This window comes from Haloarcula salinisoli, assembly GCF_019599405.1.
Classification (GTDB): Archaea; Halobacteriota; Halobacteria; order Halobacteriales; family Haloarculaceae; genus Haloarcula; species Haloarcula salinisoli.
In genome coordinates, this window is the sequence record NZ_RKLQ01000001.1 from 125,500 (window position 1) to 138,842 (window position 13,343).

12 protein-coding genes are annotated in these 13,343 nt (G+C 68.4%); 7 read left to right on the plus strand and 5 right to left on the minus strand.

The features are described 5' to 3' along the window. Positions 1–258: 258 nt before the first annotated feature. From EGD98_RS00665 to EGD98_RS00675, 3 genes are read right to left on the minus strand one after another with little or no spacing between them, the layout of a single operon-like run. Positions 259–2,625 carry a heavy metal translocating P-type ATPase gene (locus tag EGD98_RS00665; RefSeq protein ID WP_220586424.1) on the minus strand — a complete coding sequence of 789 codons (2,367 nt, stop codon included), beginning with the start codon at positions 2,623–2,625 and terminating at the stop codon, positions 259–261. Then, on the minus strand, positions 2,622–3,392 hold the full coding sequence (locus EGD98_RS00670; protein WP_220586425.1) for a sulfite exporter TauE/SafE family protein: 771 nt from the start codon (positions 3,390–3,392) through the stop codon (positions 2,622–2,624). Before EGD98_RS00670 ends, EGD98_RS00665 begins: the two co-directional genes overlap by 4 nt. Before the next feature lies 1 nt (position 3,393). Then, complete coding sequence (locus EGD98_RS00675; RefSeq protein ID WP_220586426.1) at positions 3,394–3,570, minus strand: DUF8131 family protein; 177 nt, start codon at positions 3,568–3,570, stop codon at positions 3,394–3,396. 157 nt (positions 3,571–3,727) lie between these two features. Between EGD98_RS00675 and EGD98_RS00680 the strand changes: the two genes are divergently transcribed. The 4 genes from EGD98_RS00680 to EGD98_RS00695 are packed head-to-tail and all read left to right on the plus strand — an operon-like array spanning position 3,728 to position 7,674. Then, positions 3,728–4,912: a halocyanin domain-containing protein gene (locus EGD98_RS00680; protein ID WP_220586427.1), complete on the plus strand. Its 1,185-nt coding sequence runs from the start codon at positions 3,728–3,730 to the stop codon at positions 4,910–4,912. A 4-nt stretch (positions 4,913–4,916) separates the two neighbouring features. Then, positions 4,917–5,450 (plus strand): cytochrome c oxidase subunit II, encoded by a 534-nt coding sequence (locus EGD98_RS00685; protein WP_220586428.1) that lies wholly within the window; start codon positions 4,917–4,919, stop codon positions 5,448–5,450. Next, entirely contained in the window at positions 5,450–7,138 is a 1,689-nt protein-coding gene (locus tag EGD98_RS00690) for a b(o/a)3-type cytochrome-c oxidase subunit 1 (RefSeq protein WP_220586429.1), read from the plus strand. The genes EGD98_RS00685 and EGD98_RS00690 overlap by 1 nt, the downstream gene beginning before the upstream one ends. Then, entirely contained in the window at positions 7,138–7,674 is a 537-nt protein-coding gene (locus EGD98_RS00695; protein ID WP_220586430.1) for a hypothetical protein, read from the plus strand. The genes EGD98_RS00690 and EGD98_RS00695 overlap by 1 nt, the downstream gene beginning before the upstream one ends. Here EGD98_RS00695 and EGD98_RS00700 read toward each other — a convergent pair whose 3' ends face one another. Next, a complete protein-coding gene (locus tag EGD98_RS00700; RefSeq protein WP_220586431.1) occupies positions 7,675–9,315 on the minus strand; it encodes an NADH-quinone oxidoreductase subunit D in 1,641 nt (546 codons plus the stop codon). Between the two features lie 82 nt (positions 9,316–9,397). On the opposite strand from EGD98_RS00700, the gene EGD98_RS00705 reads away from it, so the two are divergent. The 3 genes from EGD98_RS00705 to EGD98_RS00715 all read left to right on the plus strand — a co-directional run bounded on the left by EGD98_RS00705 (position 9,398) and on the right by EGD98_RS00715 (position 11,847). Then, entirely contained in the window at positions 9,398–10,099 is a 702-nt protein-coding gene (locus EGD98_RS00705; RefSeq protein WP_220586432.1) for a helix-turn-helix domain-containing protein, read from the plus strand. Between the two features lie 25 nt (positions 10,100–10,124). Next, positions 10,125–10,919, plus strand: coding sequence for a lipoate--protein ligase family protein (locus tag EGD98_RS00710; RefSeq protein ID WP_220586433.1), 795 nt, complete (start codon positions 10,125–10,127; stop codon positions 10,917–10,919). A 94-nt stretch (positions 10,920–11,013) separates the two neighbouring features. Next, positions 11,014–11,847: a deoxyribonuclease IV gene (locus tag EGD98_RS00715; protein WP_220586434.1), complete on the plus strand. Its 834-nt coding sequence runs from the start codon at positions 11,014–11,016 to the stop codon at positions 11,845–11,847. Here EGD98_RS00715 and EGD98_RS00720 read toward each other — a convergent pair. Next, entirely contained in the window at positions 11,844–13,301 is a 1,458-nt protein-coding gene (locus EGD98_RS00720) for an ATP-binding response regulator (protein WP_220586435.1), read from the minus strand. The genes EGD98_RS00715 and EGD98_RS00720 overlap by 4 nt on opposite strands. Positions 13,302–13,343 lie beyond the last annotated feature (42 nt).

A 13,343-nucleotide genomic window follows, 5' to 3' on the forward strand; every position in this document is an offset into this window, starting at 1 on the left:
CGGTGCGCCTTTCGAACCACGCTCGCGTAGCGTGCTTGCGTCGTCGGGGTTCGTCGAGAACGCGGCCCCTTTCAGCCCCACCCATGCCGGCTGGTCAACCGTCTACGGGTGGGACTGAAAGGGGCGACTGGCTCCGGGAAGGCGGACGACGTAAGCACCGCAGGCCGAAGGCCGAGGAGCGCAGCGAGGCTCCCGACCGGAGCCAGTCGGGGCTTTCTGGCTGTTTGCAGTCGCATTTGCCTAACTCAACACTATCACTCAGTCCCCCGTCGCCGGCACAGCGGGCCCTGAGACTCCCTCTTCGGTCGAGATCGATTCTCCATCACCTAGCGACCGCGCGGAGTTGGCGACCACGAGCAGACTGGAGGCGGTCATCGCCAGCGCGGCAAACAGCGGGTTCAGCAGGCCCAGCAGGGCCAGCGGGAGCGCCACGGCGTTGTAGCAGAACGCCCACGCGAGGTTCTCACGGATGCGCCGCCGGGTCCGGGTCGTCAGCTCGAACACCCGGGGGACCGCACCGAGGTCACCGGTCGTCACGACGGCCTCGGCGGCGTCGGCCGCGAGCGCCGTCCCGGAGGAAAGGGCGATGCCCAGGTCCGCCGTCCCCAGCGCCGGCGCGTCGTTGGTGCCGTCGCCGACCATCGCGACGGTGCCCCGTGACTGGAGCCGCTCGACAACTTCGGCTTTCGCGTCCGGCGGGACGCCGGCGAACACCTCGTCGACCGCGTCGTGGCGCTCGAACGGTGCGGCGGCTTCGGGGCCGTCGCCGGTGATGACCACGACCTCCCGGGGCGACAGCGACTCGACGACGGTCTCCCACTCCTCGCGGTGCTGGTCGCCGCCCACCACGACGTCCCGGGCACGCCCGTCCCAGCCGACGAGTGCGGGAATCTGCCCGTCGGCGCGGGCCCGCCCGCAGCGTTCGACCAGCCGCTCGGGCACCGATAGCCCCTCGTCGGCCAGTAGCGAGGGCGTCCCGACGACGACGCGCTCGCCGTCGATTGTTCCACTCACGCCGCGACCGGGGTGGTGTTCGACGTCTTCGACCGCGGTGTCGGACGGCTGCGCAGCCTCGGTGATGGCCGTCGCCAGCGGATGGTCGGCGAACTGTTCGACGGCGGCAGCCCGCCATAGCGCGTCGTCGTCGGGCCGCTCGACCAGCCACATTGCGCCGGTGGTGAGTGTCCCGGTCTTGTCGAAGGCGACGACGTCGACCTCGCTGGCCGTCTCGAAGGCCGAGCCGTCGGTGACCACGACACCCTCGTCCAGCGCCGCGCGGACGCCGGCGGCCGTCGCCAGCGGCGTCGCCAGCCCCAGTGCACAGGGACAGGAGACCACCAGTACCGCCAGCCCGGTCAGCAGGGCGTCGGTCGGGGCCGCCCCGCCGACCAGGTGGCCGACCCCCGCGAGGACAGCCAGTCCCACGACGAGGGGGACGAAGACGGCCGCGACGCGGTCCACGAGGCGCTGGACGCCGCCGCGCTCGCTCTGGACCCGCCAGAGCAGCTCCGTGAGTCGGTCGACAGTGCTCTCGGCGTCGGGACCGACGCGGACGACCACCTCGCCGTCGGTCACCAGCGCACCGCCGACCGCGTCGTCGCCCGGCATCTTCCTGACTGGCAGGGACTCGCCGGTCACCAGCGATTCGTCGACGCCGGCGGCCCCCTCGGCGACCTGCCCGTCGACCGGGATGCGTTCGCCCTCGCCGACCACCACCTCGTCGCCGGGGGCCAGCGCGTCGACGGCGACCGTCTCGGTTCCGGCGTCGGTCCGTAGCGTCGCCCGCTGGACCCGCTGGCTGGACAGGTCCGTCAGTCGCCCCGCGGCGGCCCGGCGGACCCGGTCGCGGTAGTAGTCGCCCACGGACACCGCGAGTACGATGACCGTCGCCACGTCGAAGTACACCTCCGTCCGGCCCAGGAGGACGGCGACGACGCTGTAGGCGAAGGCCGTCGTCGCGGCCATCGCCACCAGCAGGTCCATGTTCGGCCGGCCGGTTCGCAGACTCACCACCGCGCCCCGAAGCAGGGGCCAGCCGGTGTAGCCGACCACGACGGCGGTCATCACGGCCGTGTTCCAGAGCAGATACGCGCCGGCCGCCCCCTCGAGGTCGACCAGTCCGAAGTCCAGGCCCAGATACGCCGGATACAGAAACAGGAGGTACCACAGCATCGTCATCATCCCGAAGAAGCCGCCGACGAGCAGGCGCCCCTCGCGCTGGTCGTCGGTCGCGGTGTCGGCCCCGCGGTGGGCGACCTCGTAGCCCGTCCCGGAGAGTCGGTCTGGCAGGGCGTCGGCGTCGACCCGGTCGGGGTCGTAGGTCACTCGCAGCGTCCCCGTGGCGTAACTGGCCGACGCCGCCCTGATGCCGTCGTGGGTAGTCGCGCGCCGTTCGAGGAACAGCTCGCAGGTCGCACAGTGCATCCCGGACACCGAGCAGAAGGTGGTCTCGCCCTCGGCGTCGTCGGGGTCGGTCCCCGTCTCGACGGCCTCGGGGTCAGTGTCGGCGGGCTCGTCCAGGGTGCGGGCGACCTCGAGACAGCCCCGACAGCAGAACGAGCCGGCCACGTCGCTGTCGGTCACGGGGTCGTCCGTCGCCAGTCCACAGAGGGTGCAGTCGGTCATGTCCAGGGCATCGGCAGCGGCGGTTTCGGGATGGCGACGCCGAAGGCCGCCAGCCCGTTCGCGAGCGGTACCAGCGCGAGCAGGAGGAAGACGCCGCCCATGACGCGGTGCAAGGCGGCGCGTCGGCGGGTCGGGAGCGTCCCGAAGGCGGTGCCGGCGGCAAAGACCAGCGGGACGGTGCCAAGGCCCAGCGCCGCGAGCGAGAGCGCCCCGGTCACCGCCGAGCCGGTGGTCGCGGCGTAAAGAAAGGCCGGATACAGCAGCGGACACGGGAGCAGTCCGTGCATGGCACCCAGCGCGACCATCCCCGGGCCGTCGACCAGCCGGTCGAGGCGGTCGACCAGCAATGAGGAGACACGGGCGAAGAGATCGCCGACCAGCGGCAGAGACCGACCCACGTCGACGGCCCGGCCCCGGGTCAGGTAGCCCACCCCGACGGCGAGGATGACCAGGCCCACCGCGACGCCGACGCCGCCCCGGACGAGTTCGCCCACGCGGACGAGCGCCGCCAGGTCGAACAGGAGCCCCCCCGCCGCCCCGAACACGCCGCCAAGCAGCGTGTAACTCACCGTGCGGCCGACGTTGAACAGCGCCTGCTGGCGGATTTCGGAGAGCGACAGCGGCCCCCCGTCGTCTAACCGGTCGGCGTAGGTCGTCACGAGCGGGCCACACATCCCGAGACAGTGGACACTCCCGACGAGTCCGAGCCCGACCATCGCGGCGAGCCCGGTCGTCTCGCCCGCCGACAGCCCGCTCACGGGGAGCATCTCAGGTGGCCTGACCCTCGTGGTCGGCGGTCATCAGGTAGAGGCTCGCCGCGATGATGACGACGCTGACCAGCGAGAGTGCGACGATTGTCCGGCCGGTGCCCAGGATGTAGTAGGCGACCGGCGCCAGGCCAAGCAGTGCGAGCAGTGTGACGAGTCGCGGACTGGACGTTGACATGGCCGACGGTAAGCGGGATGTAATATAAAAACGACTGGCGTATTCCAAGCCCGTAGGAACGCCGTCCCCCCTTTTTTTAACGGCAGTTTCTTCGGTCGACCATGGAGACGTCCAGCATCGATAGCGCGTGTGTGGCCGGCGCTCCGGGAGGTGGCCGATGACTGTCGGACGGCGGCAGTTCCTGACGGCGACCGCCGGGGCGGCGGCCCTCGGTGTGGCCGGGACTGCCAGCGCACAGAGCGAACCGGACTACGGTGGCTGGTTCGACAACGTCTCGAACTACGACGAGACCGTCGACAAGCGCGGCCAGGACACGGTCGAGATAACGGTCGGCGCGGAGGGTAACAACGGCGCGTACGCGTTCGGACCGGCCGCTGTACGAGTCAATCCCGGGACCGAGGTCGTCTGGAAGTGGAGCGGGAACGGCGGCGGCCACAACGTGGTCTCGGACGGCGACGGACCACTGGACTCCGGCAGCCCGGTCTCGGAATCGGGGACGACCTACAGCCACACCTTCGAGAACAAGGGGACGTTCAAGTACGTCTGTACCCCCCACAAGAGCCTCGGGATGAAAGGCGCCGTCGTCGTCGAGGAAGGCACGCCCGGCCCGAAGGGGCCGCCCGCCAAGCCCGACTACGGCGGCTGGTTCAGCGGCGTCTCGAACTTCGACGGGAACACGGTCGACAAGACCGGTTCCGACAGCGTCGAGATTACGGTCGGCGCGGAGGGTAACAACGGCGCCTACGCCTTCGACCCGCCGGCGGTCCGGGTCACGCCCGGGACGAAAGTCACCTGGAAGTGGAGCGGGAACGGCGGCGGCCACAACGTCGTCTCGGACGGCGACGGGCCGCTGGATTCGGGCGACCCGGTATCGGACAGCGGGACAACGTACAGCCATACCTTCGAGGAGTACGGCATCAACAAGTACGTCTGTACCCCCCACAAGAGCCTCGGGATGAAAGGCGCCGTCGTCGTCGGCGGCCCGCTGGAGGGCGCGAGCGGCGGCGAGGGCGGTACCGACGTCGAGCTCTCGGGCCCGGGCTGGCTGCTGGCGGGGTCGGTGCTTGCGGCCTTCTTCTCACCGCTGCTCCTGGCTGCGGTGATGCGCCGGCGCTACCGCGAGCGGCCGCCGGAGCCGACAGATTCGGACCTCGAGCGGGCGAGCGGCCCCACGCCGGTCGAGGAGGCGACGGAGCCGGAGCCGGCCGTCGAGGTCGGCCACGACGAGTTCGACCCGTGGGGAACGGCCTCGCTCGTGGCGGCGTACTTCGTCCTCATCGCCCTGCTGTGGGTGTTCATGTACTTCGTGGAGTTCCTCGGTCGCGTCTCGGTCATCGGGTGATACGATGCAGGTTCACAACTTCGAGAAGATATGGCTCGGCGCAGCGCTCCTGCTCATCGTCGGCTTCATCGCCACTGTCGCCTACGGCACCGTCGGTGCCGGGGTGAAGATGGTCGACGACTCGGGCGGCGAGATAGACCCGCAGGCAGTCCAGCAGGGGTCGACCGGGACCGGGTTCGACGACCCCGGTGTCGTCAAGCAAAACGACAGTCACTACGTCGTCTACGTGGTGGCCCAGCAGTTCCAGTTTGACCCCGGCACCGGCGACAACCCCATCCGCGTCCCCGCCGACACGCGGGTCACGTTCCGCGTGACCAGTGCGGACGTGGTCCACGGGTTCTCCATCGTCGAGACCAACGTCAACACGATGGTCATCCCCGGCCAGGTGTCGGAGGTCACGGCACGCTTCGACAACCCCGGCACGTACGGCCTGGTCTGTCACGAGTACTGCGGGGCCGCCCACCACGAGATGGGCGGCTCCATCGAGGTGGTCCCGAAATCCAACTACACGTACAACGCTACGGAGGTGCAAAACTGATGGTCTACGTCGATAACTACCCCAAGACGTCGAAACTCGTTCGAAGCCAGTTCATCGTTTCCTTTGTCGCGCTGGGTATCGGCGCGCTCTTTGGCATCGTCCAGGCGCTGCATCGCACCGGTGTCTTCGACGGGCTCATCAGCGACGCGGACTACTACACCATCCTGACGGGCCACGGCGTCCTGCTGGCGCTGGTGTTTACGACCTTCTTTATCGCCGGACTGTTCAGCTGGGCGGTGAGCAACACCCTGGAACGTGAACTCCCACAGCGCATCGCCTGGGGGGCGTTCTGGCTGATGCTCTTCGGGACGGTGCTGGCGACCGTCGCTATCCTCGGCGGAATCATGGGCGCGCCGTCGATTCTCGGCCAGGAGCTGAGCGCCGACGTGCTCTTTACGTTCTACGCACCGCTGCAGGCCCACCCGCTGTTCTACGTCGGTGCGGCGCTGCTGATCGTCGGCTCGTGGTTCGCCGGCCTCGCCTACTTCAAATCGCTGTGGGCGTGGCGTTCCGAGAACCCCGACGAGCGCATCCCGCTGCAGACGTTCATGGTCGTGACGACGATGTTGATGTGGTATATCTCCACTATCGGCGTCGCCGTCGAGGTGGTCGTCTTCCTCATCCCGTGGTCGCTGGGCCTCATCAGCCAGGTCGACCCACTGCTGACCAGGACGCTGTTCTGGTACTTCGGCCACCCGGTGGTGTACTTCTGGCTGATGCCGGCCTACCTCGTGTGGTACACCATCCTGCCGAAACTGGCCGGCGGGCGGCTGTTCAGCGACCCGCTCGCTCGCGTCGTCTTCGTCCTCTTCCTGCTGCTGTCGACGCCGGTCGGATTCCACCACCAGTACGTCGACCCAGGCATCCCGGAGGGGTTCAAGGCCATCGCGATGACGAACACGATGTTCCTGCTGTTGCCGTCGCTTTTGACCGCGTTCACGGTGGTCGCGAGCGTCGAACACGGGGCCCGACAGCGCGGTGCGACGGGCTATGTCAGCTGGCTGCGTGAGCTGCCGTGGGACAAGCCGGCCTTTACCGGCTGTATGCTCGCCGGCCTGATGTTCGCCGCTGGCGGCTTTTCGGGGATGATAAACGCCGGGATGAACATCAACTACCTCATCCACAACACGCTGTGGGTGCCCGGCCACTTCCACCTGACCGTCGGCACCGCGTTCGCCCTGACGGCGATGGCCATCAGCTACTGGCTGGTGCCCCAGCTCACCGGCAAGCAGCTCCGCCGGCGCAAAGTCGCGGTCGCCCAGCCCTACGTCTGGTTCATCGGCATGGCGCTGATGTCCAACGCGATGCACCGGGCCGGACTGGCGGGCGTCCCGCGTCGGACCGCCGACCCGACGTACGACGAGTTCGCTTTCAGCGGCGTCGCCGGGGGCATCGGCGAGATGCGCCTGCAGATTGCCATCGGCGGAACCTTGCTGTTCGTCGGCGCGGCGATGTTCCTGTTCGTGATGGCCGAGACCTGGCTGGCCCACCGTGGCGGGACGCTCTCGGTCAACGGCCATATCCCGGAGCCGCTGTCGGGGGCGGACCACAGCCCGCGTATCCTCGACAACTACAAACTCTGGACCGCCATCGCGCTGGTGCTCATCGTCATCGCCTACGGGCCGCCGCTCTGGAGCATGGTCGCCGACGGTATCTTCGCCCCGGGCAGCCCGCCCATTCCGGTCTGATGCTCGAAGACGTCGACCCGCCGGAGGTGAGCATGGTCCGGGTGCTCATCGTGCTCGCCATCGCCATCCCCATCGCTATCGAGGTGGTGACCTTCGGCGGTCTCATCGGTCACTACCTGGGCGGTGGCGGAGCCGGGCCGGCGGCGACGCCGACCGCGACGGCCGAGACCGGTGGGGCGACCGTCGACGACGAGATACTCACGGCCACCGCGGCCACCGAGCGTGTCGACGCGGCGACGCTCACCGAGGCGGACAACGGGACGCGGTTCGTCCTCACGGTGACCGTCACCGACCCGGTCGACGGCTACGAACTCCGGCTCGGGGCGGTCACGACGCGGTCGGGCCGGACCATCGAGGGGTCGGGAGCGACGACCGGCCGGCTCGACGCCGGCGAGGACGGCCTGGTCACCGGCACCTGGCAGCTCCCCGACGGCGACCGGCCGGACACACTCGCGGTCACGGTCGTCTCGGCGCCGGGCAACGACACGCCGACGCCTCGCGAGTACACCGTCGACTTTGGCGACCTGGACACCTAGTTACCGGTCGACTTCGCCCATGATGGTGTCTAAGCTGCCAAGGGTCGCCACGAGGTCGGGAATGTATTCGCCTTCGGCCATCTCCGAGAGCGCCTGGACGTGCGAGAACGAGGGGCCACGAATCTTGAACCGGGCGGGCGTCTCGGTCCCGTCGGAACGGATGTAGATGCCCAGTTCCCCCTTGGCGGCCTCGACCGCTCGATAGATCTCCGTGTCGGGCTCGGGCCGGAGCGTCCGGGGGACGTTGGCCTGTATCTCCCGGTCGCTTTCTGGCCACTCTCGGAGCAGGTCGACACACTGCTGGATAATCTTCGCTGATTCCTCGACCTCGCGCAGGCGGACCTGCAGGCGCGCGAAGTTGTCGCCGCCGTCGTCAGTGACGACCGACCAGTCGAGTTCGTCGTAGTAGCCGTATGGGTCGTCCCGCCGGAGGTCGTAGTCCACGCCGGCGGCCCGAGCGACGGGGCCGGTACAGCCGTACGCCTTCGCGGTTTCGGGGTCGAGATGGCCGGTGTCGACCGTGCGCAGCTGGATAATCTCGTTGTTCGTTAGCATATTGTGATACTCCGCGAGCTTGCGCGGGAGTTCGTCCAGAAAGTCCTGAATATTCTCGAAGAAGGTCTCGCGGGGTTTTGGAAGGTCCCACGCGACCCCACCCAGCCGGAGGTAGTTGAACATCAGCCGCTGGCCGGTGAGGTCTTCGAGGATGTCCTGGACGAGCTCCCGGTCTCTGAAGCCCCACATGAAGACGGCGGTGAACTCGCCGACCACGTCCAGCGCGTAGGTGGCGACGGCGAGCATATGCGAGAGGATGCGCGCGAGTTCGCCACACATCGTCCGGATCACTTGGGCGTACTCCGGGACCTCGATGTCGGCCAGGGCCTCTGCGGTCCGCGCGTAGGCCCACTCGTTCAGTAGGCCCGCCCCACCCCAGTCCCAGCGGTCGGGATAGGGCATAATCTGGTGGCGATAGGTGCCCTGCTGGCACATCTGCTCCTCACAGCGGTGGATGTAGCCGATATCGGGGTCGACCGCGGCGACCTGCTCGCCGTCGAGTTCGACGGTCAGGTGGAGCACGCCGTGGGTCGAGGGGTGGTGGGGCCCGACGTTGAGATGCATCGTGTCGGGGCCGACGTGCTCGTCTTCGAGCAGTTTCTGCTGTTCGCGAAACGTCACTATCTGGGGCTGGGACTGGTCGTACTCCCGGCGCAGCGGGTGGCCCTGCCAGGTCTCGGGCAACAGAATCCGGCGGAGGTCGGGGTGGTCGTCGTACTCGATACCCAGCAGGTCGTAGGCCTCCCGTTCGTGCCACTCGGCGGTGCGGTAGACGGGCGCGGCCGACTCGCTTCGGGGGTCGTCGTGGGCCGTCGGTACCACCACGGATAGCTCCCGGGTCGGGTCGTCGTAGCTCCGGAGGTGATAGATGGTCTCGAAGCGGTCGGCGTACTCCTGGGCGGTGACACAGGCGCAGTGGTCCAGGCCCACCTCGGTCTTCAGCGTCGAGAGTACCTGCTGGACCTCGTCGGCGCGTATCACGACCGCCGGCGCGTTCTCGTGGCGCTCCTCGCGGACGACGTGCTCGCGTATCGACTCGATACGGTCGCCGGCCCCAGTGGCCGGCGTGGAGACGGACTGGGACATACCTGCAGTGTCGCCCGCAGCCACCCTCGCTGTGGTGCCCCACTGGCGAGGCGTATTTATATCCGGGAATCCCACGGCCGGTGTGAAGTACGTCAGGCTCTCGCTGTCGCTCCCGCCCGAGACGCGCAATCCGATGCACCAGTTTGTCGTCGACCACGAGGGGTACGAGGCGAGCTATCTCCTTCGAGGGAACGACATCGACGAGGAGGTCCGCACTTTGCTCTTCTACGTCGATGGCCACCCGATTGCGCCCTATCGCGAGGCTCTGGAGGCGACCGAGCACATCCTCGAGTACGCTATCTCGACGTGTCCGGGCGAGTCGTTCTATCTGTACGTTCGGGACCGGCTCTCCGAGACAGGGCGGAGTATCGTCGACGCGGTCACCGCCGCCGAGCTGGTGGGCGTCTCGCCGGTCGCGTTCCGCGCCGACGGGACGATGGCACTCACGCTCGTCGGTCCCGGCGAGACCGTCCAGCGGTCGGTCGAGGCCGTCCCGGACGGTATCGCCGTCGACGTCCGCGAGGTCGGAGAGTACGCGAGCCACCGGTTCGAGCCGGCGGCGGCACTGACCGACCGCCAGTTCGAGGCCGTCGCCGCCGCCGTCGACTGTGGCTACTACGACGAACCGCGCGAGGGGTCGACGGCGGAGGTGGCCGAGGCACTGGACTGTTCACCGGGCACCGCCGCCGAACACCTCCGCAAGGCCGAGGCGCGGGTGATGGGGCGGCTCGTCGAGGGCGACGGGCCGGCCGACCCCGCTCGCGCCGATAGTCGCAATCCCTAACGCAGGCGGCGACCTACCACTCGCAATGACACTCGCGGAGCTCGACTGGCGGGTCATCGGTGAAGCCACCGACGACGGGCCGATGACGATGGCGCTCGAGGAGATAGCCGCCGAGACCGCGGCGGCGGGCGGGCCGGCCACCGTGCGGGTCTACACCTGGCCCGACGTGCTCTCGCTGGGGTACAACCAGGACCCCGACAGTATCGACTGGGACTTTTGCGAACGCGAGGGCATCGGCGTCACCCGCCGGCCGACCGGCGGCGGTGCTATCTACCACGACCACTACGCCGACCTCTCCTACAGCATCGTCGCGCCGGCCGACGCGGTGCCGGGGGACCTCATGGAGTGCTACCGGCTGTTCTGCGAGCCCATCCTCGATACCTTCGAGGGTATCGGCGTCGACGCGGACTACGTGGACCGAAAGTACGAGGCGGTCCACCAGCCGGCCTGTTACCTGCGGGCCCTGCATCCCGCCCACGACATCGTCGGTCCGGACGGCCGGAAGATAGGCGGTAACGCCCAGTATCGCCGGAAGGACGCCGTCGTCCAGCACGGCTCGCTGTCGGTGTCCCTGCGGCCCGAGCGCCACTGTGGCTGTTTCACCGGCGAGCCCGACCCCGAGGCGTTCCGCGAGCGAGTGGGCGCTATCGACGAGTACGTCGACGTCGAGCGGGACGACGTGGTCGAGTCGCTCCGGACGACGCTCGCCGCGTGGGCCGATGCCGACGAGGGAATCTGGACCGACGACGAGCGGTCCCGCGCCCGCGAGCGCGCGGATTCGAAGTATGTGACCGACGAGTGGGTTCGGAAGTCGCCCTGACCTGCGGGGGCGGTATCGGTGCGGTGTGACCGACTCGACACCTGCCCCACGAGATGTCGGAACCCATTTTATCCAACGGCACACACCGCTGTTCATGGTACGAGTCGGTGCACACACCTCCATCGCGGGCGGCGCGTTCAACGCCGTCGACGAGCAAGTCGAGTACGGCGGCAACTGCGGCCAGATATTCTCCCACTCCCCGCAGGTCTGGCAGGACCCCAACATCGAGGACGAGGAAGCCGCGAAGTTCCGCGAGCTGAGCGAGGACAACGGCGTCGGCCCGTGGGTCATCCACTCCTCCTACCTCGTCAACCTCTGTACGCCCAAGGACGACCTCCGCGAGAAGTCACTAGACTCGATGCAGAAGGAGGTCGACGCCGCAGACAAGCTCGGTATCGAGTACGTCAACGTCCACCTGGGTGCCCACACGGGCGCGGGCGTCGACGGCGGCCTCGACAACGCCGCGAGCGTGCTGGACGAGCTGGACGTCCCCGACGGCGTGACGGTGCTCATCGAGTCAGACGCCGGTAGCGGGACGAAGCTGGGCGGGCAGTTCGAACACCTGGCGACGGTCCGTGAACGGACGAGTCTGGACATCGAGTTCTGTCTCGACACCGCCCATATGTTCGCGGCGGGCTATGACCTCTCGACACCCGAAGGGGTCGCGGAGACGTTCGCCGAGTTCGACGACGTGGTCGGCTTCGAGGACCTCGCCTGCATCCATCTCAACGACTCGAAACACGCCTGCGGGACCAACAAGGACGAACACGCCCACATCGGCGAGGGCGAAATCGGCGAAGCCGGAATGCGTGCGTTCGTCAACCACGACGCCGTCGCGGACGTGCCGTTCGTGCTGGAAACGCCAACGGAGGACGGCAAGAGCTTCGCCTGGAACATCGAGCGGGTGCGCGAACTGCGCGAGGACTAGCCCGCAAAGTCGACGCCCGAGAGCTCGAAGCGGGCGCCACCGCGCTCGCTCTCACCGGCCGACACCGACCAGCCGTGGGCCTCGGCGATGCTCTCGACGATGGCCAGCCCGAGGCCCGTTCCTGACGCCGACCCCGTCACGCCCAGCTCGAACACCGACGCCGGGTCGGACTGCGAGAAGCCGGGGCCGTCGTCGCAGACGGCGAATCCCGTCTCGGTTCGCTCGACGGTGACGCTCACGTCGGGGCCGCCGTGCTCTATCGAATTACGAAAGAGGTTCTCGAGGAGGCGCTGGAGCTGGCCCACGTCGGCGGTCAGGACGGCCGTCTCGGGCCCGTCGAGTGTCGCGTCGCCGGTGTCGACCGTGCCCCAGGCCGCTTCGACCGTCGCCGCGAGGTCGACCGGCTCGAGAGTGATGCTCCGCTCGCCGTCCCGGGCTAGCGCGAGCACGTCGTCTATCATCTCCGACATCCGGGTCAGCGCGGACTCGACGGCGTCGAGCCGTTCGGTCTCGCCCGCCATCGCCAGCTCGAGGTTCCCGCTGGCGACCGACAGTGGGTTCCGGAGGTCGTGACCGACGACACTCGCGAACGTCGAGAGGCGCTCGGTCTTCTCCGCCAGCGCCGCCTCGCGCCGTTCGAGCGTCTCGGCGTCCGTGATAGCGTCGAGGCTGTACCGAACCGCGCCACCGAGCTGTGTGAGGACGTCCCGCTCGGTCGCCCCGAACGCCTCCGGGCGGTCGGAGAACAGGACGAGTACTAGCCCGTCGTCGGTGACGGGGACGGCGACGCTGCGGCGGTCTCCCTGGACAGCGGTCACGCCCTCGCCGTCCTCGAGGCTCCGCTCGACTGCCGATGCCGTGACCGTCCCTGCGGTCGCCAGTCGCTCGACGCCCGTCTCGGTCCGCCGCCCGAACAGCGCGCCGTCGTACGCCTCGGTCGCGACGAGCGTGGTCGTGACCTCCTCGTACACCCGCTCGTGGCTCTCGGCCCGGACGAGCACGGTCAGCACCTCGCGGATGACCTCGTTGACCCGCGAGAGCTCGGCCACGCGGCGCTGGGCGCGGCGCTTCTCCGTGGCGTCGACGATCCGCGTCACCAGTCGGTCGAGGCTCTCGTCCGTGTTCGTCGGAATGTAGTCGAACAGCCCCAGTGCCACCGCTTCGCGGGCGATATCCTGGTTGACGATGTCCGTGTACAGTATCCGTGGGGCGTCGGGCTGGAGCGTCGCGACCGTCTCTAAGGCGTGCAGTCCGCCGAGATACTCCAGCCCGTCCCGGCGCGGGACCTGGTAGGTGCTGACGACGCAGTCGACGGTCCTCGCCTCCAGCAGCGCCTCCAGTGATTCGATGTCCGGGACCGTGTGGACCTCGAACGCCTCGCTGGAAAGCGCCGACTCGATGCCAGGCTCACCGGCCCCGTTGTCCACAAGTGCGACCTGGTCCGCCCGCTCCATAGTCACAGTCTGTCACGGAGTGGTTTGTAGCTGTCCCTACTT